The sequence below is a fragment of the Dactylosporangium sp. CA-092794 genome, from assembly GCF_050948465.1.
Lineage (GTDB): Bacteria > Actinomycetota > Actinomycetes > Mycobacteriales > Micromonosporaceae > Dactylosporangium.
In genome coordinates this window covers 680,591-705,178 of sequence record NZ_CP192044.1, presented here as the reverse complement: position 1 = coordinate 705,178, position 24,588 = coordinate 680,591, and the positions used below count along the sequence as shown (strand labels likewise).

29 protein-coding genes are annotated in these 24,588 nt (G+C 72.5%); 18 read left to right on the top strand and 11 right to left on the bottom strand.

The window, feature by feature from the left end; all coding sequences use genetic code 11:
• The first annotated feature begins 3 nt into the window (after window positions 1–3).
• The 4 genes from ACQPXD_RS03015 to ACQPXD_RS03000 all read left to right on the top strand — a co-directional run bounded on the left by ACQPXD_RS03015 (window position 4) and on the right by ACQPXD_RS03000 (window position 3,295).
• The gene (locus ACQPXD_RS03015; protein ID WP_432834548.1) at window positions 4–510 is read left to right on the top strand and encodes a DUF402 domain-containing protein; all 507 of its coding nucleotides are present in this window, start codon (window positions 4–6) and stop codon (window positions 508–510) included.
• Window positions 511–555: 45 nt separating this feature from the next.
• The gene (locus tag ACQPXD_RS03010) at window positions 556–1,524 is read left to right on the top strand and encodes a hypothetical protein (protein WP_432834546.1); all 969 of its coding nucleotides are present in this window, start codon (window positions 556–558) and stop codon (window positions 1,522–1,524) included.
• A gap of 125 nt (window positions 1,525–1,649) precedes the next feature.
• Window positions 1,650–2,276, top strand: coding sequence for a DUF47 domain-containing protein (locus ACQPXD_RS03005; RefSeq protein ID WP_432834544.1), 627 nt, complete (start codon window positions 1,650–1,652; stop codon window positions 2,274–2,276).
• 2 nt (window positions 2,277–2,278) lie between these two features.
• Window positions 2,279–3,295: an anion permease gene (locus ACQPXD_RS03000; protein ID WP_432843596.1), complete on the top strand. Its 1,017-nt coding sequence runs from the start codon at window positions 2,279–2,281 to the stop codon at window positions 3,293–3,295.
• A gap of 4 nt (window positions 3,296–3,299) precedes the next feature.
• Here the strand turns inward: ACQPXD_RS03000 and ACQPXD_RS02995 are convergent, their stop codons facing one another.
• From ACQPXD_RS02995 to ACQPXD_RS02985, 3 genes are read right to left on the bottom strand one after another with little or no spacing between them, the layout of a single operon-like run.
• Window positions 3,300–5,246 (bottom strand): M91 family zinc metallopeptidase, encoded by a 1,947-nt coding sequence (locus ACQPXD_RS02995; protein WP_432834542.1) that lies wholly within the window; start codon window positions 5,244–5,246, stop codon window positions 3,300–3,302.
• Window positions 5,246–5,572 carry a hypothetical protein gene (locus ACQPXD_RS02990; RefSeq protein WP_432834540.1) on the bottom strand — a complete coding sequence of 109 codons (327 nt, stop codon included), beginning with the start codon at window positions 5,570–5,572 and terminating at the stop codon, window positions 5,246–5,248. Before ACQPXD_RS02990 ends, ACQPXD_RS02995 begins: the two co-directional genes overlap by 1 nt.
• A gap of 49 nt (window positions 5,573–5,621) precedes the next feature.
• Window positions 5,622–6,599: a Gfo/Idh/MocA family protein gene (locus ACQPXD_RS02985; protein WP_432834538.1), complete on the bottom strand. Its 978-nt coding sequence runs from the start codon at window positions 6,597–6,599 to the stop codon at window positions 5,622–5,624.
• Between the two features lie 17 nt (window positions 6,600–6,616).
• Here ACQPXD_RS02985 and ACQPXD_RS02980 point away from each other — a divergent pair, with 17 nt between their 5' ends.
• A complete protein-coding gene (locus ACQPXD_RS02980) occupies window positions 6,617–7,057 on the top strand; it encodes a hypothetical protein (protein ID WP_432834536.1) in 441 nt (146 codons plus the stop codon).
• Between the two features lie 9 nt (window positions 7,058–7,066).
• On the top strand, window positions 7,067–7,834 hold the full coding sequence (locus ACQPXD_RS02975) for an NUDIX hydrolase (RefSeq protein WP_432834534.1): 768 nt from the start codon (window positions 7,067–7,069) through the stop codon (window positions 7,832–7,834).
• Here the strand turns inward: ACQPXD_RS02975 and pstB are convergent.
• The 6 genes from pstB to ACQPXD_RS02945 form a co-directional block, all read right to left on the bottom strand.
• The gene (gene pstB, locus ACQPXD_RS02970) at window positions 7,831–8,607 is read right to left on the bottom strand and encodes a phosphate ABC transporter ATP-binding protein PstB (protein WP_432834532.1); all 777 of its coding nucleotides are present in this window, start codon (window positions 8,605–8,607) and stop codon (window positions 7,831–7,833) included. The genes ACQPXD_RS02975 and pstB overlap by 4 nt on opposite strands.
• A 17-nt stretch (window positions 8,608–8,624) precedes the next feature.
• Window positions 8,625–9,707, bottom strand: coding sequence for a phosphate ABC transporter permease PstA (pstA, locus tag ACQPXD_RS02965; RefSeq protein WP_432834530.1), 1,083 nt, complete (start codon window positions 9,705–9,707; stop codon window positions 8,625–8,627).
• Window positions 9,707–10,612: a phosphate ABC transporter permease subunit PstC gene (pstC, locus tag ACQPXD_RS02960; RefSeq protein WP_432843594.1), complete on the bottom strand. Its 906-nt coding sequence runs from the start codon at window positions 10,610–10,612 to the stop codon at window positions 9,707–9,709. Before pstC ends, pstA begins: the two co-directional genes overlap by 1 nt.
• A 99-nt stretch (window positions 10,613–10,711) precedes the next feature.
• Window positions 10,712–11,827, bottom strand: coding sequence for a phosphate ABC transporter substrate-binding protein PstS (gene pstS, locus ACQPXD_RS02955; RefSeq protein ID WP_432834528.1), 1,116 nt, complete (start codon window positions 11,825–11,827; stop codon window positions 10,712–10,714).
• Window positions 11,828–12,057: 230 nt separating this feature from the next.
• Window positions 12,058–13,005 (bottom strand): mycothiol synthase, encoded by a 948-nt coding sequence (gene mshD, locus ACQPXD_RS02950; RefSeq protein WP_432834526.1) that lies wholly within the window; start codon window positions 13,003–13,005, stop codon window positions 12,058–12,060.
• Between the two features lie 42 nt (window positions 13,006–13,047).
• Window positions 13,048–13,749, bottom strand: coding sequence for a winged helix-turn-helix transcriptional regulator (locus ACQPXD_RS02945; RefSeq protein ID WP_432834524.1), 702 nt, complete (start codon window positions 13,747–13,749; stop codon window positions 13,048–13,050).
• A 301-nt stretch (window positions 13,750–14,050) separates the two neighbouring features.
• On the opposite strand from ACQPXD_RS02945, the gene ACQPXD_RS02940 reads away from it, so the two are divergent.
• From ACQPXD_RS02940 to ACQPXD_RS02920, 5 genes are all read left to right on the top strand, one after another.
• A complete protein-coding gene (locus ACQPXD_RS02940; RefSeq protein WP_432834522.1) occupies window positions 14,051–15,118 on the top strand; it encodes a hypothetical protein in 1,068 nt (355 codons plus the stop codon).
• A gap of 121 nt (window positions 15,119–15,239) precedes the next feature.
• Window positions 15,240–16,010: an LmeA family phospholipid-binding protein gene (locus ACQPXD_RS02935; RefSeq protein WP_432834520.1), complete on the top strand. Its 771-nt coding sequence runs from the start codon at window positions 15,240–15,242 to the stop codon at window positions 16,008–16,010.
• Window positions 16,011–16,041: 31 nt separating this feature from the next.
• Window positions 16,042–16,134 carry an Ms5788A family Cys-rich leader peptide gene (locus ACQPXD_RS02930; protein WP_432834518.1) on the top strand — a complete coding sequence of 31 codons (93 nt, stop codon included), beginning with the start codon at window positions 16,042–16,044 and terminating at the stop codon, window positions 16,132–16,134.
• A 199-nt stretch (window positions 16,135–16,333) separates the two neighbouring features.
• Entirely contained in the window at window positions 16,334–17,185 is an 852-nt protein-coding gene (locus ACQPXD_RS02925; RefSeq protein ID WP_432834516.1) for a sulfurtransferase, read from the top strand.
• 17 nt (window positions 17,186–17,202) lie between these two features.
• On the top strand, window positions 17,203–17,514 hold the full coding sequence (locus ACQPXD_RS02920; protein ID WP_432834514.1) for a DUF1416 domain-containing protein: 312 nt from the start codon (window positions 17,203–17,205) through the stop codon (window positions 17,512–17,514).
• A 300-nt stretch (window positions 17,515–17,814) separates the two neighbouring features.
• Here the strand turns inward: ACQPXD_RS02920 and ACQPXD_RS02915 are convergent, their stop codons facing one another.
• Window positions 17,815–18,021 (bottom strand): hypothetical protein, encoded by a 207-nt coding sequence (locus ACQPXD_RS02915; RefSeq protein WP_432834512.1) that lies wholly within the window; start codon window positions 18,019–18,021, stop codon window positions 17,815–17,817.
• A 255-nt stretch (window positions 18,022–18,276) separates the two neighbouring features.
• Between ACQPXD_RS02915 and ACQPXD_RS02910 the strand changes: the two genes are divergently transcribed.
• A complete protein-coding gene (locus ACQPXD_RS02910) occupies window positions 18,277–19,062 on the top strand; it encodes a hypothetical protein (protein WP_432834510.1) in 786 nt (261 codons plus the stop codon).
• 356 nt (window positions 19,063–19,418) lie between these two features.
• Here the strand turns inward: ACQPXD_RS02910 and ACQPXD_RS02905 are convergent, their stop codons facing one another.
• A complete protein-coding gene (locus ACQPXD_RS02905; protein ID WP_432834508.1) occupies window positions 19,419–19,793 on the bottom strand; it encodes a DsrE family protein in 375 nt (124 codons plus the stop codon).
• 12 nt (window positions 19,794–19,805) lie between these two features.
• On the opposite strand from ACQPXD_RS02905, the gene mtfM reads away from it, so the two are divergent.
• From mtfM to ACQPXD_RS02875, 6 genes are all read left to right on the top strand, one after another.
• Window positions 19,806–19,910 carry a small membrane protein MtfM gene (gene mtfM / locus ACQPXD_RS02900; protein ID WP_275423458.1) on the top strand — a complete coding sequence of 35 codons (105 nt, stop codon included), beginning with the start codon at window positions 19,806–19,808 and terminating at the stop codon, window positions 19,908–19,910.
• On the top strand, window positions 19,907–20,494 hold the full coding sequence (locus ACQPXD_RS02895) for an FABP family protein (RefSeq protein ID WP_432834506.1): 588 nt from the start codon (window positions 19,907–19,909) through the stop codon (window positions 20,492–20,494). The genes mtfM and ACQPXD_RS02895 overlap by 4 nt, the downstream gene beginning before the upstream one ends.
• A 62-nt stretch (window positions 20,495–20,556) precedes the next feature.
• Entirely contained in the window at window positions 20,557–20,967 is a 411-nt protein-coding gene (locus ACQPXD_RS02890; RefSeq protein WP_432843592.1) for a Fur family transcriptional regulator, read from the top strand.
• Window positions 20,961–22,028: a YgfZ/GcvT domain-containing protein gene (locus tag ACQPXD_RS02885; protein WP_432834504.1), complete on the top strand. Its 1,068-nt coding sequence runs from the start codon at window positions 20,961–20,963 to the stop codon at window positions 22,026–22,028. The genes ACQPXD_RS02890 and ACQPXD_RS02885 overlap by 7 nt, the downstream gene beginning before the upstream one ends.
• A 750-nt stretch (window positions 22,029–22,778) precedes the next feature.
• Complete coding sequence (locus ACQPXD_RS02880) at window positions 22,779–23,612, top strand: 3-keto-5-aminohexanoate cleavage protein (protein ID WP_432834502.1); 834 nt, start codon at window positions 22,779–22,781, stop codon at window positions 23,610–23,612.
• Entirely contained in the window at window positions 23,605–24,558 is a 954-nt protein-coding gene (locus tag ACQPXD_RS02875) for an asparaginase (RefSeq protein ID WP_432834500.1), read from the top strand. Before ACQPXD_RS02880 ends, ACQPXD_RS02875 begins: the two co-directional genes overlap by 8 nt.
• Window positions 24,559–24,588 lie beyond the last annotated feature (30 nt).

Below are 24,588 nucleotides of genomic sequence, written 5' to 3'. Positions count from 1 at the left end.
CGTGTGCCCATGAAGCGCGTCCGCGTGGTGTACCGCAAGTTCGACGGTTCCCTGCACTGGAACTACGAGACCGACCTGCTCGGCGAGGACGAGCACGGCATCTGGCTGGGCGCCGGCACGGGCACGCCGGTCTTCCGCGGAACCACCCGGACGGGGCCGGTCGAGGCGCCCCACGTGCTGCTCTTCCCGCGGCGCGCGTGGTGGACGGCGTGCTTCAACGCCCACCCGCACCGCACCGAGATCTATTGCGACATCACGTCGATCCCGCACTGGCCGAGCGAGACCGAGGTCACCGCGATCGACCTCGACCTGGACGTGCGCCGGCGCCGCGGCGGCGGGGCCGAGCTGCTCGACGAGGACGAGTTCGCCGCGCACCAGGTCCGCTACGGCTACCCGGCCGACGTGATCGCGGAGGCGGAGGCGAGCGCCGCGTGGCTGCTGGCGGCCGTCGGCGACCGGCGGGAGCCGTTCGGCTCGGTGTACCACCAATGGCTGGACCAGGTTGCGTAGCCGATTCGACCAGCGCGGGAAATACACCTTAAGTACCATTTATCCATGGACAGCGCCCTGGCGACCGTCGCCACCGGACTCGCGGGCCTGGCGACGTGCGGGACGCTGGGCGCGATCGCCGCGGCCCGGGCCCGCCGGGGCCGGCCCTACCTGGCGGGCGGCCTGCTCGTCGCCCTCGACGGCCCCACCGACCCGGCCGCCACCGCGGCCCGCGCCGGCTTCGCCGGGGTCGAGGTCGGCGTGCGGATCGACGCCGACACCACCGCGCCCACACTGCGGCTGACCTGTGCCATGCCGCCCGGCGAGCCGGCGCCCACCTTCGACCAGGCGGTGCTGACGCCGCTGGCCACCCGCGTGGCCGGCAACCGGCTGGGCCGGGTGCACCCCCGGCGGGCCGAGCCGTTCCTGCTCATGGTGCGCGCCGAGCCCGAGCCCGACCCGGAGACCGGCGAGGTGCGCCCGACCGGCCGGGAGTACGAAACCCTCGACGAGCTGCTGCGCCCGCACGCGGCCATCCTGACCACGTTCCTCGGCGGCCGGGTGATCCCGGGCGCGATCACGGTGGTGCTCACCGGGGCGCACTGGTCGCGCGCCGACCTGCTGGGCGCCTACGAGCGCCATGCCTTCCTCGAGGGCCGCTTCAGCGACCTGGAGCCGGGCGGGCTGCCGGTCGGCGTGGCGCCGATGGTCAGCGCGCCGCTGGCCGCCCGGCTCGGCTTCGACGCCCGCGAGGAGTGGCCCGAGTTCCCGGCCGAGGCGCGGCACATCCTGCGCTCGCTGGTGCGGGCCGCGCACGCGGACGGCCGGCGGGTCCGCTTCGCCGACGTGCCCGAGTCGCCGCGCCGGGTGCGCGACGTCTTCTGGCGCGAGCTGCGGGCGGCCGAGGTCGACGTGATCGCCAGCCGGCACCGCGGGCCGCTGGCCCGGTTCCTGCGCCGGCCGGTCCGGCGCACGCACAAACACCGGGCGGTACCGGTCCAGTACGCCACGCAACGATCGCCCGGGCTGAACTGAATCTTGGGTTAACGGTAGATGAATCGCCGAATGTCACACCGGTCACAGTTCGGTGAAGCCGATCCCTGGGCCTTAGGATTTTCGGTTTAAGGGTTTCCCGGGCTACTTGACGTTTCGAGGTCGACGTGCGGTTGAGGCTGCGTCCCAGCGACGATTCGTTCTACGAGCTGTTCAGCCGCGCCGCGCAGAATCTGGTCAAGGGCACCGACCTGCTGTCCGAGCTGGCCCTGCCGGGCGTCGACGTGGCGAGCGTGAGCGAGCGGCTGGTCGAGGTCGAGCACGACAGCGACGCGATCACGCACGAGCTGTACAAGAAAATCAACTCGAGCTTCATCACGCCCTTCGACCGCGAGGACATCTACCGGCTCGGCTCCCTGCTCGACGACGTGATGGACCACCTGGAGGCGGTCGGGAGCCTGCTGTATCTCTACGGCCTCACCAAGCTGCCGTCGCTGCCCCGCGAGATCCACGAGATCGTCAAGGTGCTCGACCAGCAGTCCCGCCTCACCGCCGAGGCCATGCCGCGGCTGAAGTCGATGAAGGACCTCGAGCAGTACTGGGTGGAGTGCAACCGGCTGGAGAACGAGGGCGACAGCGCCTACCGGATGGCGCTGGTGCGGCTGTTCTCCGGCGAGTACGACGCCCTGACGGTGCTGAAGATGAAGGAGGTCGTTGACGAGCTGGAGGCGGCCTGCGACGCGTTCGAGCACGTGGCCAATACGATCGAGACCATCGTGGTCAAGGAGTCGTAGCCATCAGCGCGCAGCTCGCCGCCGTCCTCGCCGTCATCGCAGCAGCACTGGTCTTCGACTTCACCAACGGCTTCCACGACGCCGCCAACGCGATCGCCACCTCGGTGTCGACCCGGGCGCTGAGTCCCCGGGCCGGGCTCATCATGGCCGCGATCGGCAACTTCGCCGGCGCCCACCTGGGCGGCCAGGTCGCCGCCACCGTCGGCGGCGGCATCATCGACCCGCCCACCGGCCTGCCGGGGCTGGGCCTCGTGTTCGCGGCTGTGCTCGGCGCGATCGCCTGGAATCTCCTGACGTGGTACTTCGGGCTGCCGTCCTCGTCGACGCACGCGCTCTTCGGCGGCCTGGTCGGCGCGGCGCTGGCCGCCGCCTGGTTCGGCGCCGACGCCAAGGTGCTGTGGTCCGGCATCGCCGACAAGGTGCTGGTGCCCATGGTCGCCTCGCCACTGGTCGGCTTCGTCCTCGGCGGCCTGTTCATGCTCGCCATCGTGTGGGCCTTCCGCCGCGGCAGCCCCCAGCGGCTCAACCGCCGCTTCCGCCGCGCGCAGACCGTCTCGGCGGCCGCGATGTCGCTCGGCCACGGCATGCAGGACGCGGCCAAGACGATGGGCATCGTGGTGCTCGCCCTCTACGCGGGCGGCTACCAGCACGACCGCACGCACATCCCGGAGTGGGTGTTCCTGGCCTCCTCGACGGTGCTCGCGCTGGGCACGTACTCCGGCGGCTGGCGGATCATCCGCACCCTGGGCCGCCGGGTGATCGACCTGGACCCGCCGCAGGGCTTCGCCGCCGAGACGGTCGCCGCCGGCGTGCTGTTCACCACCTCGCAGCTGGGCCTGCCGATCTCCACCACGCACACCATCACCTCGGCCATCATGGGCGTCGGCGCGACGAAGCGGCTCTCCGCGGTGCGCTGGCAGGTGGCCGGCAACATCGTGATCGCGTGGGTGCTCACCTTCCCCGGCGCCGCCCTGATCGCGATCCTGGCCTACCTGCCGGCCCGCCCGCTGTTCCGGTAGGGCCTCAGTCGTAGGCGTAGCGGTCCCGGTGCCGCAGGCCCATCTCCGCGCGCAGCCCGTTCTCGGTGAGCTCCAGCGGGTGGTCGGGGTCGATCCGCTCCGGCGTGGCCGGGTCGCCGTCGTCGTCGATGGGCAGCCCCGCCGCCTGCCGCTCGGTGTTGGGGACGGCGGAGCCGTCGGCGAAGTGGTCGGAGCCGCTGCCGCCGTCGTACGTGCCGCCGGCCGACGTGTCGTGCACAAAGTCCCAGGCGTGCGCCAGCTCGTGGAAGAGCACCACCACGGGCGGGGTGTCGGTGAGCATCGTGTCGTATTCGGGGTTGTACCGGATGAACGGCTGCCCGTCGCCCGGGTTGGCCCAGCCGTTGTTCTCCCCGGTCGGCACGATCCGCAGCGGCTCGCCGGAGGCGCGCAGCTCCTCCAGCATCCGCCGGCCGTCCGGCGAGGCGGCCAGCAGCTCCAGGTCGGCCCGCACCCGGGCCTGGTACGCCGGATCGCCCTCGACCGTCACGAACCCGGCGAGATCCCCGCCGGCCGGCGCCGCGGTCAGCCGCTCGACCCCGGTCGCGGTGTCGGCCGCCTGCCCGAGCAGCCGGTCCACGCCGGCGCCGCCGGTCACCGCGTCGCGGCCCTCGCCGGAATACAGCGTGTCGTCGCCGGAGCCGCCGTCGATCGCGTCGTCGCCGCGCCCGCCGGACACCACGTCGGCGCCCGTCCCGCCGTCGAGCCGGTCGTCGCCGGCGCCGCCCTCGAGGTAGTCCGCGCCGTCGCCGCCGCGCAGCGCGTCGGCCCCGCCGAGGCCGTAGAGGGTGTCCGTGCCCCCGCCGCCGTCGAGCCGGTCGTCGCCGGCCCCGCCGTCGAGGTAGTCGCGGCCCGCCCCGCCGCCGAGCGTGTCGGCGCCCGCTCCGCCGGCCAGGTGGTCCGCGCCGGCACCGGCGAAGAGCAGGTCGTCGCCCGCACCGCCGGCGTCGGCCTCGTCGCCGAGGCTGCCCCAGAGCCGGTCGTCGCCGTCGCCGAGGTCGGCCCGCTCGACGCCGCCGGCCTTCGCCGTCGCGCCCAGGCTCACCCGGTCGTCTCCGCCGCCGGCGACCACCGCGTCCAGGCCGGCGCCGGCGATGAGCACGTCGTCGCCCGCACCGCCGAACAGCCGGTCGCTCCCGTCCCCGGCCAGCACGGTCACGCCCGCGCCGCCCGGGCCGGCGTCGGCGCGCACGGTGTCGTCGCCGGCCCCGGTGCGCAGCACGAGCCGCGCCCCGGCCGGGATCGCGATGCGCTCGCCGTCCACGACCACGTGGCCGTCGCCGACCACCACCTCGTCCGCCCCGGCCCCGGTCTGCACCACAAACAGCCCGCCGACCAGCCGCGCGTCGATCCCGCCGGCCTCCGCGGGCGGGGTCCAGGCGGGGATCCGCCCGGTGGCCACCGCCGCCCACTCGCTGCCCAGCAGCTCCCAGTCGGACTGGCGCGCGCCGAGCAGCCCCTCGTAGCGGGCCAGCCCGCGCTCGACGTCCTCCCGGATCGCCGCCGCCGCGGCGATCGCCGCCCGCACCGCCGCGGCCTGCGCCGCGTCGGTCGGGCGGAACGTCACCGCCCCGCCGCCCCGCCGGCCCGGCACGGCGGCGGCCACCCGCTCCCACGCGGTGTCGAGCTGATCCTGCCCGGCGCGCAGCAGCGCCGCCGCCCCGTCCAGGGCCGTCGCCGTCTCCTCCGCGGCCCGCGCGGCCTGCTCCAGGCTCTCGCCCAGCCGCCCGGCGTGGGCGCGGTAGCCCTCGGCGGCCTCGCCCTCCCAGTCGCCGCCCACCACCGGCGCCGCGGCCCGGTCGAAGGCATCGAGGGCGATCCGGGCGTCGACGGCCACGGCCCGCCACGCCAGCGCCGCCCGCCCGAGCACCCCGGGCCGGGCGGCCAGCTCCCACAGGTCGTCGACCGCGACCGGGGCGGCCTCGGCGCCCATCACAGGGCTGGGCGGCGAGAGCCGCCCATCCGCTGGTCGGCGGCCCGGTCGGCGGCGCGGTAGGCGAACGCGGCCTGCAACAGCCGGTCGGCGTCGCCCTCCAGCACCTGGACGTGGCCGCAGACCGCGTCGCCCGCGGCGGCGTGGGCCAGCTCGGCGGCGCGCGCCGTGCGGGCCGACGCGACCGTGTTGCCGAAGGCGGCGACCGGCGGCAGCAGGTCGCCGAAGGCCGTGCGGTAGTGCTCGCCGAGGTCGTCGGCCGCGGTGAGGCAGGCGTCGGCGAGGACGATCAGCGCGTCCGGGTCCACCCGGAGGTCCTGAGCCATACGCCGGAGGGTAGTAACGCCGCGACGGTCGGTCCGCCCCGTTCAGCCCTCAGCTGGAATAGTCAAGTCCGATTTTCCCGGAAATTTCGTGAAGGATCCGCAGAATGGCCAGCGTGTCGGACAGCGGGACGAGCGGGCTCTCCGGCAGACCTTCACGCAGGCAGCGGTGTACCTCCGCGGCCTCGAACTGGTATCCGCGCCCCTCGAAGGGCAGGTCGATGTGCTCGGCCGACTCGCCGCGCCAGAGCGTGAATCCCGCCGGGTGGAAGAAGTCGCGCGCCACCTCCATGCGCCCCAGCGTGCCGGTGACGGTGGCGCGGCGGGCGCTGTCGCCCAGCAGGGAGCAGGTCAGGGCGGCCACGGCTCCGCTGTCGTAGCCGAACAGCATCCCGGTGTTCTCGTCCACCCCGCCCGCGCTCATCCGCGCCCACGCCTGCACCGAGCTCGGCCGGCCCAGGAACAGATCGGCAAAGGTCACCGGGTAGATCCCGACGTCGTAGAGGGCGCCGCCGCCGAGCCGCCGGTCGCGCAGCCGCGAGGTCTCCGGGAACGGACCCTGCATGCCGAAGTCGGCGTGCACCGAGACGACCTCGCCGATGGCGCCGTCACCGGCCAGCTCGATCATCCGCCGGACCGCCGGGATGCAGCGCATCCACATGGCCTCCATGAGGAACACGCCGCCGGACCGCGCGGTCTCGACCAGTTCCTCGGCCTCGCCGACGGCGAGCGTGAACGGTTTCTCGCACAGCGTCGCCTTGCCGGCCCGCAGCGCGAGCATGGCGGCCTCGTAGTGCGCGGTGTGCGGGGTGGCGACGTAGATCGCATCGACGTCCGGGTCCTCGACCAGGGCCCGCCAGGAGCCGTGCGCCCGCGCCGCGCCGTGCTTCGCCGCAAAGGTCTCCGCGGCTTCGGTACTGCGGGATCCGACCGCCGCCAGCTCCGCATCCGGCAGGAGCCGGAGGTCCTCCGCGAAGGCGGCCGCGATGTTGCCCGTCGACAGGATGCCCCAGCGGATGCGATCACTCATGCCCGTAGCTTAGGAGCATGGCAAGCACAACCAGTGACGGCCCCGACGCCGCGCACCGCCGCCCGGCCGGCGTATCGGACAAGTCGGTCGAGGCGCTGGGCAAGCTCAGCGAGGCCCTGGAGACGGTCGAGCGGGCCCGCGGCCGCCTCTACGACCTGCACCAGCTGATCGGGCACGCCGACCTGATGCTGGACGACGCCGTGGCCCTGCTGCGCGAGGCCGGCCACACCGAGCTGGCCGGCCGGGTCGAGACCGAACTGCTCGGCCGCAACGTGGTCGCCGGCCGGTGGACGTTCCAGCTGGTCGAGGACTTCGACGACGGGTACTACGCGCTGTTCCGCGAGCTCGACCGGGCCGCGCGGGAGCAGGTGGCCGGCGGCCGGCGGCACCTGTTCGAGGCGGAGATGAAGGAGCGCCGCCGCACCCACGGCCGCGCCGGTCATGAGGCCACGCCGTAACGTGGGGCCATGGTCGAGTTTCACCTGCCGCCGGCGCTGTCCGAACTGGCCCGGCGCTTCGCCGCGGAGGGCGGCGTGCCGGCCACGCCCCGGCTGGCCAGCACGGTCGTGCTGCTGCGGGAGCCGTTCGAGGCGTATCTGATCCGCCGGGTCGCGACGATGGCGTTCGCCGCGTCGATGTATGCCTTCCCCGGCGGCGGCGTCGACCCGCGCGACGCGGCCGTGCATCCCGGCTGGGCCGGGCCGTCGCCGCAGGAGTGGGCGGCGCGGCTGGGGCTGGCGGAGTCGGTGGCCCGCTCGGTGGTCTGCGCCGCGGTGCGGGAGGTCTTCGAGGAGTCCGGCGTGCTGCTGGCCGGGCCGGACCCGGCCACCGTGGTCGGCGACGTGAGCGGGCCGGACTGGGAGGAGGCGCGGCTGGCGCTGATCGCGCGGGAGCTGGGCTTCGCCGAGTTCCTCAGCCGGAGCGGGCTGGTGCTGCGCACCGACCTGCTGGTGCCGTGGTCGCGCTGGATCACGCCGGAGTTCGAGCCGCGGCGCTTCGACACCTACTTCTTCGTGGCCCTGCTGCCCGAGGGCCAGGTGCCCCGGGACGTGGGCGGCGAGGCCGACGACACCGTGTGGTGCGCGCCGGCCGCGGCGGCCGACGGGCGCTTCACGATGATGCCGCCGACCAGGCACACGCTGCGGGAGCTGGCCGAGACGGGCGGCATCGACGGGGTCCTGGCGGCGGCGCCGGCCCGCAATCCGGCCGACGCCATCCGCCCGACCGCGTCCTAACCGAAGCGGCCCGTGATGTAGTCCTCGGTCTTCTTGACCGAGGGGTTGGTGAAGATCTTCGCGGTGTCGTCGTACTCGATGAGCCGGCCCGGCTCACCGGTCTTGTCGATCGAGAAGAACCCGGTGCGGTCCGAGACGCGGGCCGCCTGCTGCATGTTGTGCGTCACGATCACGATCGTGAACTGGTTCTTCAGCTCGGTGATCAGGTCCTCGATCGCCAGGGTCGAGATCGGGTCGAGGGCCGAGCAGGGCTCGTCCATCAGCACGACCTGCGGCTCGACGGCGATCGTCCGGGCGATGCACAGCCGCTGCTGCTGACCGCCGGACAGGCCCGCGCCGGGGCGGCCCAGCCGGTCCTTGACCTCGTTCCAGAGGTTGGCGCTGCGCAGCGCCTTCTCCGCGACCTCCTCCAGCACCGACTTCTTGCGCACGCCGTTGAGGCGCAGGCCGGCGACGACGTTCTCGAAGATCGACATCGTCGGGAACGGGTTGGGCCGCTGGAAGACCATGCCGATCATGCGGCGCACGGCCGTGACGTCGACGTCGCGGTCGTAGATGTTCTGCCCGTCGATGAGGAGCTTGCCCTCGATCCGCGCGTTGGGCAGGACCTCGTGCATCCGGTTGATGGACCGCAGGAACGTGGACTTGCCGCAGCCCGACGGACCGATGAGGGCCGTCACCGACTTGGGCTCGATCGTCATCGACACCGAGTCGATCGCCTTGAACGACCCGTAATACGAGGTGACGCCGTGGGCTTCGATGCGTTTTGCCATTGGGGGCGCTCCAGTAGTTATCGGGCGAGCTTGTTGCGGCGGGCGAGCAGCTTCGCCGCGACGGTGAGGACGAGGACGAGCACGACCAGGGTGAGGGCCGCCGTCCAGGCACGCCCGGGCGCGAACTCCGAGGCGACGCCGGCCTGCTCGAAGATGAACAGGGACAGCGAGGACTGGTTGCCGCTGAACACGTTGAAGTTGATCGAGTTGAGGCCGCCGGCGACGAGCAGGACCGGCGCGGTCTCCCCGGCGGCGCGCGCCACAGCGAGCATGACACCGGTGACGATGCCGGGCAACGCGGTGGGCAACACGATCCGGGTGATCGTCTTCCACTTCGGCACCCCGAGCGCGTAGGAGCCCTCGCGTAGCGCCCCGGGCACCAGCCGCAGCATCTCCTCGCAGGAGCGCACCACGGTCGGCAGCATCAGGACGCTCAGCGACAGCGCCGCCGCGAAGCCGGAGTAGGCCGCCCGGCCGTGGTTCCACAGCGGGGTGATGGTGAACACCCAGAACGACAGCACGAACAGACCGGCGACGATCGACGGGATACCCGTCATGACGTCGACGAAGAAGCGGATCAGGTTGGCCAGCAGGCCGCGGCCGTACTCCACGATGTAGATCGCACCGAGGATGCCCAGCGGCACCGTGATGAGCGTGGCGATGCCCGCCTGCTCCAGCGTGCCCACGATGGCGTGGTACGCGCCGCCGTTCTCGTCGAACGCGCCGATGTTGTTCATCGACGTCTGGAAGAAGTTGAGGTCCAGACGCTCGCTGCCCTTGGTGAGCAGTGTCCAGACCACCGACAGCAGCGGCAGCAGGGCCAGGATGAACGCGCCGTAGATGAGCACGGTCGCCATGCGGTTGCGCGCCGACCGTCCACCCTCCACGACGCTCGCCGCGATGCCCATGAACGCCACGAACAGGATCGCCGCCACGACGCCGGTGAGCACCCACCCGCCCGCGCCGGTGAGCTTGATCAGCACGAACGACACGGCGATCGCCACCACCGCGGAGGCCCAGGGGCCCCATGCCGGCAGCGACTTGGTCCGCAGCTGGTGAGCGTCGGTCACGCCCAGGCGGGCAGGAGATTCGACGGCCATTACGCGGCGCCTCCGACGAACTCGCGGCGCCGGTAGACGATCGCGCGGGCGCCCATGTTGACGATCAGGGTGATGACGAACAGCACCAGGCCGGAGGCGATGAGCGCGCCACGGCCGACGTCGTTGGCCTCACCGAACCGGTTGGCGATGTTCGAGGCGATCGTGATGCCGCCCGGCCCGAGGAAGTCGAAGTTGATCGCGAAGACGCTGCCCAGGGTCAGCGCGAGGGCGATGGTCTCGCCGAGCGCGCGGCCCAGGCCCAGCATGACCGAGGCGATGATGCCGGCGCGGCCGTAGGGGATCACCGAGGTGCGGATCATCTCCCACTTGGTCGAGCCGAGCGCGAGCGCCGCCTCCTGGTTCTCCGGCGGGGTCTGCAGGAAGACCTCGCGGGACAGCGACGTCACGATCGGCAGGACCATGATCGCCAGCACGACGGAGCCGAGCAGGACCGACTTGCCGTAGGGACCCTCGCTGCCGAAGATCGGCAGCCAGCCGAACACGTCGTGCAGCCACTTCGACAGGTTGGTGATCGGGTCGTAGAAGTAGTCGCGGCCCCAGAGACCGAACACGACGCTTGGCACCGCCGCGAGCAGGTCGATGACGAAGCCGAGGGTGGTGGCCACCCGCCGGTGCGCGTAGTGCGACAGGCACAGCGCGATGCCCAGCGCGACCGGCACCGCGATGATCAGCGCCAGCGCCGCGGTCAGGATCGTGCCGAACACCGTCGCGGCGATGCCGAACTTCGGCGAGTCACCGTCGGTGAACCACTCCTTGTAGGTGAAGAAGTTCGCCGTGTCCTTGTTGATGGCGGGGATGGCCTTGACGATCAGGAAGATGGCGATCGCGGCGATGATGACGAGCACCATCGAGCCGGCGGCCGTCGCGGTCCCGCGGAAGAACATGTCCCCGCTGAACCGCTTGCGCGGCGGAAGACCGCCACCTCCGCCGGGCTGACCGGCGGAGGTGGCAGGCAGAGTCTGCTGGCTCAACGAGTCTTCCCGTCAGGCCAGGTTCTTGATCGAGGTCTCGACCTTGGCGCGGACCGTCTCCGGCAGCGGGGCGTAGCCCAGCTTCTCCAGCGAGGCCTGGCCGGCGGCGCTGACCGTGTAGCCGAGGAAGCCCTTGACGAGCGGGAGCTTGTCGGCCGGGGTGCCCTTGCTGCAGACGATCTCGTAGGTCACCAGGACGACCGGGTAGGCGCCGGCCTCCTTGGTGGCGTAGTCGATCGACAGGGCCAGGTCGTCGCCGGTGCCGGTGACCTTGGCGCCCGCGATGGTCTTGCCGGCCGCCTCGGCGGTCAGCGCGGTGTACTCACCGGAGCCGTTGTAGATCTTGGCGGTGGGCAGCGAGTTGGCCTTGGCGAACGACCACTCGACGTAGCCGATCGAGCCCGGGGACTTCTTCAGGGCGGCGGCGACACCGTCGGAGCCCTTCTCGGCCTGGCCACCCTGGGCCTTCCAGACCTTGTCCTTGCCCGCGGTCCAGGCGCTGGCCGCGGTCGAGGTCAGGTAACCGGTGAAGTTCTCGGTGGTGCCGGAGGAGTCCGAGCGGTGCACGGCCAGGATCACCGACGACGGCAGCGTGGCGCTCGGGTTGTCGGCCTTGATCTCGGGGGCGTCCCACTTGGTGATGGCGCCGCTGAAGATCTTCGCCAGGGTCTCGGGCTTGAGCTGCAGGTCCTTGACGCCGTCGATGTTGTAGGCGATCGCGATCGGACCGGTCACCATCGGCAGGTTGAGCGCCGGGGCGCCGCCGCAGCGGGTGGCGGCCTTGGTGGACTCGTCGCCCGCCTTCAGCGAGGAGTCCGAGCCGGCGAAGTCGGCGGTGCCGCCCTGGAAGGCGGTGATGCCGGCGCCGGAGCCGGTGCCCTGGTAGTCAATCTTGGCGCCGGAGCAGCTGCCCTGGTAACCCTTGATCCACTCGTCCATCGCGTTCTTCTGCGCGGACGAGCCCTGAGCGGTAAGCGATCCGGTCGCACACGTGGGGCCGGCCGCAGCACTGCCGCCGGTGCCACCCGTGGGCGAGCTCGAGGTTTCGTTGTCCGAGCCGCACGCGGCGAGAGCGAGCGTCGCGGTGAGCGCGATGCCGGCGATGAGGCCGTGCCGCTTGAGGTTCACTGCGGTCCCTTCGTCGGGGATAAGACCGACTTCCGTTGCCTGGGGAGGTGTCGGGAAGGCCGACGCAGGTGGTCGACTCCAAGGGACGCTAGGAGGGTGAGGTAACCGGGCCTCTGGAGAGGGGTGAACGCAGGGTGAACAGGTCAGGGGCTGCGCATGACGCCTGGTCGGAGGCGAGTTGGCCATTGGGTGAACTGCCCAACGGTGATCCGTGGTGTCCGGATTCGCCCCTAAAGGGCGCGCTGGAACGACACGTCGTTGGACCAGCGGACGAATCCCAGGCGCTGGTAGAGCTGCACAGCCCGGGTGTTGCTCTCGTCGACATACAGCATGACCTGCGACAACCCGCGGTTGCGCAGGTGTCGTAGCCCGGCCAGGGTCAGCGCCCGGCCGAGGCCGCCGCCGTGCGCGCCGGGGGCCACCCCGAGAACGTACACCTCGCCGATCGCCTCGTGTACACGCGGCTCCTCACCGTCGTGCGGGTCGGCGGTTCGCTCCCCGTGGACCTTGGTCCAGTGGAAGCCCAGCAGCCGGCCGCCGGCCCCCTCGGCGAGCAGGAACCCGGCCGCCTCGAACCACGGCTCCTCCAGCCGCAGGTGCAGGTCGTCGAGCGTCCACTTGCCCTGCTCGGGGTGGTCGGCGAAGGCCGCGGCGTTGAGCGCGAGCCACGCCTCGTCGTCGGCGCCGGGCCGGAACGCGCGCAGCCGCACCCCGTCCGGCAGCACCACCTCGTCCAGCGGCGCGAGCAGCGAGCGGCGCAACTGCAGCAGCACCCGGACGCGGTCGAAGCCCAGCCGGATGGCCAGCGCCGAGGCGGAGGGATGATCGCCGTGCGCCCACACCCGCAGCCGGCCCGCGGAGCGCTCGTCGGCGACCGCCATCGCGGCCGTCGCCAGCTCGCGGCCCAGCCCCCGGCGGCGGTGCAGCGGGTGCACCACCAGCTCGGCCGAGGCGCCCTCGACGGCGTCCGTCGTGTCGACGTGGGCGTACCCCACGATCTGCCCCGCCGCGTCATGGACGAGCAGATGCACGGCCGGGGTCTCGCCCCCGTGCCGCAGGTGCAGGACCACGTGCTCGGACAGCGGCGCGACGCCGTCGGTGTCGCCCGCCGCACGCATCAGCGCGAGCACCTGCTCGACCTGGTCGGGAGAGAGCTGCTCGGCGCGATGCACGGTCATTCGATCAATGTACCGAGACTTGCGGTAACTTACGAACGGTCGTCAGACCCTTACGGGCTCCGAATCGTGCAGCGGCCGGGCCGGCGGGACGACGAACTTGTAGCCCACCTGACGGACCGTGCCGATCATCGACTCATACTCCGAGCCGAGCTTCGCCCGCAGCCGCCGCACGTGGACGTCGACCGTGCGGGTGCCGCCGAAGTAGTCGTAGCCCCACACCTCGCGCAGTAGCTGGTCGCGCGTGAAGACCCGGCCGGGGTGCTGGGCCAGGAACTTCAGCAGCTCGAACTCCTTGTAGGTGAGGTCGAGCGGGCGGCCCTTGAGCTTGGCGGCGTAGGTGTCGGGGTCGATGGACAGCTCGCCGGCCTTGATCATGCCGCCGCTCGCCGCCGCGGCCGAGTTGAGCCGGCCGACGGCCAGGCGCAGCCGGGCCTCGATCTCGGCCGGGCCGGCGGTGGCGAGGATGACGTCGTCGAGGCCCCAGTCGGCGTGCAGGGCCACCAGGCCCGCCTCGGTGACCACGGCCAGCAGCGGAACACCCAGGCCGGTGGCGTGCAGCATGCGGCAGGTGGCACGCGCGTCGGCGAGCTCGGTGCGCGCGTCGACCACAACCGCGTCGGGGCTCGGCCCGCTGACGAGTGTGCGGACGTCGCGGGGGGCGGTGCGCACGGTGTGAGGCAGCAGGTCCAGGCCCGGCAGCACAACCTGGCCCGCTGGAGCCGCAGTCAGCAGCAGAATCTCCACGAGTCACCTCCGTGGGCCGCGGCGCACCTGGTCAGTGGGGCGCGGTAGCGCCCTTGCGCAGGGCGGCGGCTCGATGTCGTCCCGGCAACTCTGACGGGAGGTTATGGGTGTATCCCGCACGAGGATATCGGAGTATTCACGTTTTGCGACCGGTCGAACCGCAGTTCGAGACAGTCGGCTGAGCCACACCCCACCGTTTCCGTCATCATGATATTCGCGCGCGGGGGGCAATTCGTGCGGGTGAGCCCGGTCCGTCCTCCCCGCGCGGGGCGGATCGGTCCGGTTCTGGCACGATCGGTGCGTGCCCGCAACCCCGCCGCCCGCCGAGGACTTCGGCTCCTGGCCCCCGGCCACCGAGCCGGCCTCCCGTCGCCGCCGCCGCGAGGAGAATGGCCGGGCGGGCCGCCGGGAGGATGCACTTCGCCGGGATGACGCCGGGCAGGGTGACAACGGGCGGGCCGGGCACCGCGGCAACGGGCCGCACCAGCCCGACGGCGCTCAGCCCGACGGCGGCGCGGACGACGACACCGAGGTCACCGGCGACACGGGGCCGATGCCGCCGGTGCGCCGGTTCGTGTCGCTCGCCGTGGCCGGCTTCGCGGCCCTGGTGGCGATCGCGCTCATCGTCGGCGCCCAGACCACCCACGGGTCGTACGCCATCATCATCTTCGGCGTCCAGGCCCTCTTCGTCGGCGTGTGGACGATCGCGAGCCGCCCGCCGGCGCCGCGGGTGGTCGGCCTCGTGGGCATCGCGGTGGCCGTGGGCACCGACGTCGCCGCGGTGCTGACCCGCCCGGCGTCGCTGGCCCCGCTGGCCTACCTCACCGCGGCCGGCTTCATCGTCGGCGTGGTCGGCCAGCTCACCCGCCCGGCCGGCCGGCAGCGGGTGACCGAGTCGCTGGGCTCGTCGCTGCTGGTCACGCTCGGCGTGGTCGCGTTCGCGAGCCTGATCGTCCTCGGCCGCATCCCACACGGTACCCAGGCGATCGTGGCCTGCCTGGCGGCGGCCGGACTGGCGCTGTTCGTCGCCCGCTTCACCGACGCCATCGCCGCCCTGCCCCGCATCGCGCCGCAGGTCCCCCGCGGCGGGGCCGGGGTGGTCCTGGGCGCGATGGTGGGCACCGCCGCGGCCGGCGCCATCGGCAACTACCTCGACGGCCTGAGCCCGCTGCCGAGCGCCCTGGCGGGTCTCGCCACGGCCATCGTCGCGGTGATGATCGACCTGTCGGTGGGCTACGCCGAGGCCAGCCGCATCATCGACGGCGACGAACCGGCCCTCTGGCTGGCCCGCCACATCCAGGGCCCGATCGGCGCGATCGCCTTCGCCGCCCCCGCCGCCTACGTCGCCAGCACGTTCCTACTTCTTTGATCCCGGCCCTTTCTCCCCCGGGTTCGCGCCACAATGCGGTGCCCGGGGCCGGGTGGTTGCCGCGATAGGAAATCCTGATGCTTGGGTACGACGGGCAGGAACCGAAACCGGAGGGAGCGCCGTGGCGGCGAGTCGAGGGGCCAAGATCGGCATCACGCTGGTCGTCCTGGCCGTTGTCCTGATCGGCGCGTTCTTCGTCGTCGACCGGATCGCGGCGAACGCCGCCGCGGATCGCATCACGCAGGAGACGCGCACGCAGCTCGCGGCCAACGACGTGCACTACGACGGCGATCCGCAGGTCTCCATCGACGGGTTCCCGTTCCTCACCCAGGTGCTCGCCGGGGAATACAAGAAGATCACCATCTCGCTCACCCGGCCGCAGGTGAACAACGTCAAGCTCGACACGCTGACCGTCGAGGCGCGCTCGGTCAAGGCCGACGCGCAGGACCTGCTCAACGGCCGGGGCGACGTCGTGGCCGGCGAGGTGGTCGGCAACGCGTCGATGAGCTGGGACAACGTGCGGCCGCTGCTGGAGGTGGCGGGGCTGCCGTCCTCGATCGACCCCTCGCAGGTGGACCTGCGGGTCGTGAACAACCAGATCGAGATGCGGGTACCGCTGCAGTACCAGAACATCCACGTGACGCTCATCGCCAAGGGCAGCATGATCGTGGAGACCGGCAAGGTCCGGCTCAAGCTGGAGTCGGTCACCACCGACCAGGGCAACCTGCCGCCGCAGGTCAACAACTTCATCAAGCAGTACCAGAACCGGCTCCAGGTCACGGTGAAGTTGCCCGGCCTGCCGTACAACCTGGTGGTGAACTCGGTCCGGACCACCGACGCCGGGCTGCAGGTCAACGCGTCCGCGGCGGACGTCAAGCTCACCGGTCAGTGACCGAGCGGACCCTGGGCGGCCACGCTCGGCGATGCTAGGCTGCCAGACCATGAGCATGCTGCTCACCCGTCGGCGCGCGGTCGACCTGTGCCGCGTGGCCACGTGCCTGTGTTGCCGCCCTTGATGGTGCGGCCCTGCAGCGTGCTCTTGTAACGGCTCGAGGCAGCGGCGCCCCAGACCGATGGGTCTGTCCGGCGAGCGAACACCGGTCCGCACGGACCCATCGCCGAAACCCGTGATCCGTCCCCTCGGGTCGCGCGCGGCTTCCCCTGCCCGTGTGGCGACTCGAACCCACCACAACGTTTCTGGGAGAGAGAACACCCATGAGTCGCGAATCCGCCCTGGTCACGGCCGACTGGGCCGAGCAGAACCTCGAAGCGCCCGGCGTCGTGTTCGTCGAGGTCGACGAGGACACCACCGCCTACGACGGCGGCCACATCCCGGGTGCCGTCAAGATCAACTGGAAGACCGAGCTGCAGGACCCGGTGCGCCGGGACTTCGTCAACAAGGCCCAGTTCGAGGCGCTGCTGTCCAGCAAGGGCATCGGCAACGACGACACCGTCATCCTCTACGGCGGCAACAACAACTGGTTCGCCGCGTACGCGTACTGGTACTTCAAGCTCTACGGCCACGGCGACGTCAAGCTGCTCGACGGCGGCCGCAAGAAGTGGGAGCTCGACGCCCGCCCGCTGAGCAAGGACGAGGTGAGCCGCGCGGCCACCTCCTACACCGCCGCCCACGACCAGGACCTGTCGATCCGCGCCTTCCGCGACGACGTGGTCAAGGCGATCGGCGTCGAGAACCTGGTCGACGTGCGCTCGCCCGACGAGTTCGCCGGCCGCCTCCTCGCCCCGGCCCACCTCCCGCAGGAGCAGGCGCAGCGCCCGGGCCACATCCCGACCGCGCTGTCCGTGCCGTGGAGCAAGGCCGCGAACGAGGACGGCACCTTCAAGTCCGACGACGAGCTGAGCGAGCTCTACGGCGCGGCCGGCCTCGACAACGGCAAGGCCACCATCGCGTACTGCCGCATCGGCGAGCGCTCCTCGCACACCTGGTTCGTCCTGAAGGAGATCCTGGGCCACGACGACGTGCGCAACTACGACGGATCGTGGACCGAGTACGGCTCGCTGGTCGGCGTCCCCGTCGCCGTGGGCGACGAGCCCGGCCAGGCCTGAGAGGGAGAAGATTGACCATGAGTGTTGCTGACAGCTGCGCCGCGCCCGACCAGAGCGCACCGATCCCCGCCTCCGTGGACGTCGAGAAGGAAACGGTGATCACCGGCGTGGTGAGCTCCGGCGACGGCCCGATCGGCGGCGCCTACGTGCGCCTGCTCGACTCGACCGGCGAGTTCACGGCAGAGGTCGTCACGTCGGCGGCCGGGCAGTTCCGGTTCTTCGCCGCTCCCGGCACGTGGACGCTGCGCGCCCTGTCCCGGGTCGGCAACGGCGACGCGACCCTGGCCGCCAACCGCGGGATCAACGAGGTCGCCCTCTCCGTCGGCTGAGGCTCCTCCAGGCCTCCGCTGCGGCTGGGACGTATGCGGGATATCCGATAAATCCGGACTCGTGCCGAGTCCGGATTTATCGGATTTTTCGGTTATGGGGGGGGTTGGGCGGCTTTGCCTCGGGCCTGACCGTTTGCCGAGGCCGAGGGCGAGGCCGAGGGCGAGGGCGGATCGCGGACACCCGGCGCGCCGCCGCCCGTCCGCCGCGGCCGAGGCCGGGGCCCGCGGCGGGCGGATCGCGGACGCCCGGCCGCCACGCACCGCGGCGCCGGGCTCCGCCGCGCACCGCCGGGCCCTCCACTACGCACCGCCGACCGCCCGCCGCACCGCCCGGCCCTCGGCCGCGCACCGCCAGCCCGCCACCGCGCCGCCGCGCCGCCCGCCGCCGCGCCCCGCCGCCGCGCCGCCCGCCGCCGCGCCCCGCCGCCGCGCCCCGCCGCCGCGCCGCCCGCCGCCCGCCGCCGCGCCGCCGCCCGCCGCCAGCCCACCGCCCGCCGCGCCCCGCACCGCCCCAGCCCACCTGCCGCCGCGCCCCGCACGCCGCCCGCCGCCGCGCCGCCAGCCCGCCGCCGCACCACCCGGCCTTCGGCTGCGTAGCGTCGGCCCTCCGCTGGGCCGTCCGCAGCGCTGGCCCTCCGCTGCGTGTCGGTCGGCTCTGTCCGCCGCTCTTTGCGGGGTGCGGGGAGGGGCGACTGGGCGACGTTCGTCGGGCCCAACCCCCGGCGGGCGGTGTCGGGCGTTCCGGCTGGGAGGATGGCCGCCGTGAAACGTCGCTGGATCATCGCCTTGGTCGTCGCGTGGGCCGTGGTCGTGGGCGGGCTGGCGCTCTACTCGTCCTTCCGCGGCCGGCCGACCGCGCGCGAGCAGACCACGATCGCCGAGGCGCTGCCGACCGTCGACGGGGCGCTCGGGCGGGTCTACGCTGCGCTCGACCCGGGGACGTCGGTGGCGGCGCTGGGCGGATACCGGCGCACGGAGACGTCCTGCCGCGTGACGACGGCCCGGGAGGGCACGCGGTTCGTGCGTGAGCTCATGGTGTACGTCAAGCCGACCACCGAGCGCGATGTGCTCGAGCGGGTCAAGGCTGCCCTGCCGGCGTCGTACAAGGCGGAGATCGTCCACAGTACGACCGCCGACCTGCTGACCTTCGACGCGGGCAACTTCGTCGGGGTGCGCGGGAGCGTGACGGCGCCGGGGCAGCTGACGTTCACCGCGGATACCGGCTGCCGGGTGCAGGACGCGGCCGTCGCCGAGGCCACGGCGGGCGCGCCGGACGCCGACCAGGCCTTGGTCCAGGCGGTCCTCGACACCCTGGGCACGCCGGCGTCGCAGTGGCGCACGCACCGGCTCACCTGCCCGGCGGGCGGGACGCTGTGGACCGTCGAGGCGGTGACGACCGGCGACGGCGCCAAGGCCCGGGCGGCGGTATCGGCCTCGGCGGTGGTGCTCGACCAGCCGAAGCTGTTCGCCTACCGCTCCGGCCCGGCCGGCATCGCCTTGCACGCCGAGGGGTCGTCGCTGGTCATCAGCTCAACCGCCGGTTGTTAGCGCTGCCGCGATCCGGGCTGATGACGATAAATCGTGAAATGTCCGATCCTGGCGAGCCCGCGGCGCGACCGGAAGTCTCCGCGATCATGCCGGACTCGCCACCGGCACCCCGGTTTTTCATGATCGTGGAGTGAACATGTACACCCGTGTACCTTATGTCTCCACGATCATGGAAAACCCGCGGTGCGGCCGTGGCGACATGCATGATCACGGAGACATCCGGTCGCTCGGCCGCCCGGATCGAGGACGCGCCCGCCCCGCCCGTTTGTTCTTGGCGCCGCGGACCTGGCAGGGAGGCGCGCCAGCGCCGAGCGGTGTCTGACGGGAGCAACGGTCGTGCGTTGCACGGGCCTGAGTCAATAAACCAAAGCTTGTGCGTCATCGTGGAGCGCTTCCTCGACGAACGCGGCGGCCCCGGCGATGCGGATGCCTGGGATCACGTCGTCCGGACCGATACCACGGCGGGCAGCACACTGGGTGCACAGCGTGACGGTCCCGCCGGCCAGGACGGCCTCGAGCAGGTCCTGCAGCGGCGCGGCATGCGCGAGCTCGAATGTGGCGGCGCGGCCCGGCAGCGCGAACCACGCCGACTCGCCGGTGAGCCAGAGGGAGGTCGGCACGCCGCCGGCGACGGCGGTCGCGGCCACGGTGAAGGCCTGCGAGCACCGCTCCGGGGCGTCCGCTCCGGCGGTTGCCTTGACGACGAGAGAACGTGTCATGCCTCGCAGCATAGGATTCACGGGATGGTTACCGAGATCGGGTTCGTGAGCCTGCTCGTCGCCGGCATGGGTGCGCTGGCCGGCGGGCTGATCTACGTCGCGGTGCGAGTGTCGAGGGGGCGTTGGTGACCGACGTGCAGCCGCCACCATGGGCCGGGCTGGCCCAGGTCGGTGAGTATCCGTACGAGGAGACGCACGACCTGCGGCACGGGCCGGACCTGCACCCGGCCCTGCTCGGGCTGCTGCCGCTGGTCGGCGTGTGGCGCGGCCGGGGCCAGGGCGACTACCCGACGATCGAGGGCTTCCACTACGGCCAGGAGGTCCGGTTCAGCCACGACGGCCGGCCGTTCCTGTTCTACGAGTCGCGCTCCTGGATCATCGACGCCGACGCCAACCCGATCCGCCCGGCCCAGCGCGAGGTCGGCTGGTGGCGCCCGGTGATCGTGGACGGCAAGGCGACCGACGAGCTCGAGGTGCTGCTGTCGGCGCCGACCGGCATCGTGGAGCTGTACACCGGCCAGCAGCGTGGCTCGACCCAGTGGCAGATGGCCACGGACGGCGTCGGGCGCACCGGGACCGCCAAGGAGGTGCGCGGCGGCCAGCGGCTCTACGGCGTCGTCGAGGGCGCGCTGCTGTATACGTTCGACCTCGCCGCCGTCGGCCAGCCCCTCCAGCCTCACCTGTCCGCCCGCCTGGAGCGCGTCGCGGGCTAGTCGCGGGCGGGGACCGCGGGCGCGCGGCAGGCGCTAGATTTAGTGTCGTGGACCTCGCGGAGATGCTCCGATCGCGTGGGCTGCGGCTCACCGCGCCGCGCCAGCTCGTGCTCGAGGCGGTGTATGAGCTGCGCCACGCGACGCCGGACCAGATCCACGCCGCGGTCGCCGAGCGGGCCGCCGGGGTCAACATCACCACCGTGTACCGCACGCTCGAGCTCTTGGAGGAGCTCAAGCTGATCACCCACGCGCACCTGACGCACGGCGCGCCCACCTACCACGCGGTCGACGAGCACCAGCACGCCCACCTGGTCTGCCGCTGCTGCGGCTCGGTGCAGGAGCTGCCGTCGCCCGCACTGGAGGGCCTGGCCGGCGAGCTGCAGGCAACCCGCGGCTTCCGGCTGGACATCGGGCACGTGGCGCTCTTCGGCGTTTGTGATGGCTGCGGTACTTCCCGAGAAGAGGCATGTTGAGCGCCGTACTCGTCGCCACCCTGGACCCGACCGACCCCGACGCCGGCGCCGTCGCGCACTACGGTGACCCGGCCCGCGAGCAGCGCCTCCTGGAGACCGCGGCCGGCCTGGTCGACCGCTCGCACCGGGGGATCATCACCATCCCCGGCGCCGACCGGCTGGGCTGGTTGCACAGCCTGACCACGCAGTACCTCACCGATCTGACCCCGATGACCGGCTCCGAGCTGCTCGTGTTGTCCCCGCACGGCCACGTCGAGCACCACGCCGCCCTCACCGACGACGGCACCGCCACCTGGCTCGACACCTCCGACGCCCCCGGGCTGCTGGGCTTCCTGGAGCGCATGCGGTTCCTCATGCGCGTCGAGCCCGCCGACGTCACCGCCGACTGGGCGCTGCTGTCGATCGTCGGCCCGCAGACCGACGAGGCCCTGATCTCCCTCGGCGTCGGCCCGCTGCTGCCGCCCGACCTGCTCGCGGTGCCCGACGCCAAGTTCGCCACGGGCTCGGTGCCGCCGCGCCCGACCGTGGTGTACTCCGCCGCCCCCCTGCCCTTCGGCGGCTGGGTGCGCCGGATGGACTACGGCGCCGATCTCCTGGTGCCCCGCCAGGCCGTCCCGGAGGTGATCGCCGAGATCGGCCTGCCGCAGGCGGGCATCTGGGCGTTCGAGGCGCTGCGAGTGGCCGCCCGCCGCCCGCGCGCCGGCTTCGAGACCGACCACAAGACCCTGCCGGCGGAGGTCGGCTGGACCGCCCCGGCGGTACACCTGGAAAAGGGCTGCTACCGCGGCCAGGAAACGATCGCCCGCGTCCACCACCTGGGCCGCCCACCCCGCAAGCTCGTGCTGCTCCACCTGGACGGCATCACCACCGACGAACTGCCCCCCCGCCACACCCCGATCACCCTGGAGGCCGGCGGCGACCGCCCGGTCGGCTTCATCGGCACGGCCGTCCGCCACTACGAGCTGGGCATGATCGCCCTCGCGGTCGTGAAGCAGAACCTCGCCCCCGACGCCGCCCTGCGAGTCGGCCCGTCCGCGGCCGCCATCGACCCCGACGCGTAGCCCTCCCCCCGCGGGCGCCCACCCGCCCAGCAGCCACCCGCCAGCAGGCCCGGTCCGCAGGCGTCCGGTCCGCAGGCGGGAATGCCTCCGGCACACAGGCGACCGGCCACGGCACCCAGCAGGCGGCCGACGGCAGGGCACCCCGATGCGCGGCCGACACGCGGCGGACGGCAAGGGCGCCCAGGCACGCGACCGACGGCAGGGCACCCGGACCTGCGGTCGGCGCGCGGCGGGCGGCAGCGGCACTCGGGCATGCGGCCAACGGCCAGGGCCGCACACCCGGCAAGCGGCCGACCGGACAGAGCGGCACACGGCACCACCGGCACTTAGTGTCTGATTTTTCACCCTACAGACGATAAATCGGATATGTCGCCTCTAGCGTCGCGGCTTGAGCAGCAGCCGGCGGGCCCGCGGCCAGGTGCTGCCGGGGGGCGCTGCCGGGGCGCGGGCGGGGTGGGCAGGCGGAGGCGGGCGGGGTATGCGGGCGGGGCGCTGCCGGGGCGCTCCCGGGGTCGCGGGCGGGCGGGGGGGGCGCACGAAGTCTCCGTGATCATGCAGCTGGCCGTTGCGCGACAGGGGGTTTGCCATGATCGCGGAGACAAATGGTACCTATGAGTACACTTTCGCTCCGTGATCATGAAAAACCGTGTGACGCAGGTGGTGGTTGGCGTGATCGCGGAGACTTACGGTCGGGGTGCGGGTTCGGGAACGCGGTGGTGACGGGGCGGGCGTGGCAGGATCGGCGGCGTGATGACGACGACGTTGATCACGGTGGCTCCGACCGGCGCCGAGTCGCGCAAATCGGACGTACCCGCGCTGCCCGTGACGCTGGAGGAGCTGGTTGCCGCCGGGCGGGATTGTGAGGCGGTCGGGGCCGGTGTGATCCACGTCCACCTCCGCGACGACGACGCGGAGCCGACGCTCGATCTTGGGCGGCTCAAGGATGCGGTCGCCGCGCTGCGGGCCGAGACCGGGCTCATCGTCCAGCTCAGCACCGGCGGGGCGGTTACGGACTCCGAGGAAGACCGGCTCCGCGTGCTCGACGCGCGGCCCGACATGGCGTCCTGCACCATGGGTACCGTCAACTTCGCAGACGACGTCTTCCTCAACCGCTGGGCGTTCATCGTCGAGCTGCACACGAGGATGCAGGAGCGGGGGATCGTTCCGGAGTACGAAATCTTCGACCTGGGGCAGCTGACCAACCTCCGCCGGCTGCTCGACCGGCACGGGCTGCCCGCCGGCGGGCACGTCCACGTCGATCTGGTCATGGGCGTGCCGGGGGGCATGCCGGGGACCGTCTCCGCGCTCGCCGCGTGCGAGGCGGCGATCAAGGATCTGCCGGAGGGGACCACGTTCTCCGCGACCGGGATCGGGCGGGCCTCGCTGCCGGTGCTGCTGGCCTCGCTCGCCGCGGGCGGGCACCTGCGGGTCGGGCTGGAGGACACGATCACCTACGCGAAGGGGCAGCCCGTCGAGAGCAACGCCCAGCTCGTGGCCCGGGCCAGCGGGTTCGCCCGGCTCGCGCAGCGGCCGCCGATGAGCCCCGGCGACGCCCGGGAGCTGCTGGGGATCGCGAATGTCTGACCTGTACGCGGGCGGGGAGCTCGTCGCGGAGGTTGTCCGCAGCGAGGTCGTGGAGAGCCGCCATCGCGGGTCGGTCGTCGTGCTCGGCGCCGACGGCGAGGTCGAGGCGTGGGCCGGCGACGTGCTCGGGGCGGTCTTTCCGCGCTCGTCGGCCAAGCCGCTGCAGGCCGTCGGCATGCTGCGAGCGGGACTGGTCGCAGCCCAGCCCGAGCTCGCGCTCGTCGCCGCGAGCCATCGCGGTCAGCCGCGTCATGTGGCGGCGGTACGCCACATGCTCGCCACATCCGGCATCCCCCTCGAAGCGCTCGGGTGCCCGCCCGACTACCCCCTCTCCGAGGACGCCCGCGACGAGCTGGTGCGGGCCGGCCACGGCCGGGAGCCGCTGTTCATGAACTGTTCGGGCAAGCACGCCGGCATGCTGCGCACGGCGAAGGCCAACGGCTGGCCGCTGGCCACGTACCTCGACCCGGCCCATCCGCTGCAGCAGCGCCTGACGGCCACGATCGAGGAGCTGGCCGGCGAGCCTGTTCGGGCGACCGGGGTCGACGGGTGCGGCGCGCCGCTGCTCGCGTACTCCCTGCGCGGGCTGGCCGGGGCGTTCCTGCGGCTGGTCGGCGCGCCCGACGGCAGCCGGGAGCGGGCCGTGGCCGACGCGATGCGGGAGTACCCCGAAATGGTCTCCGGCGACGACCACGGCGACAACGACACCCGGCTCATGCGTGCGGTGCCGGGCCTGCTGCTCAAGGGCGGTGCGGAAGGCGTTGCGGCGGCGGCGCTGCCGGGCGTGGGAGCGGTGGCGCTGAAGATCGACGACGGTGCGGCACGGGCCCGCCTGCCCCTGCTCGCCGCGGCCTTCGCGCGACTGGGTGTAACCCTGCCGGGCCGGGTGGATGTTGCCGTTTTCGGGGGCGGACGCGAGGTCGGCGTGGTTCGCTCAGTGTGGTGACTGGGTTCACGCTAGCTAGCGCTAGCGTTT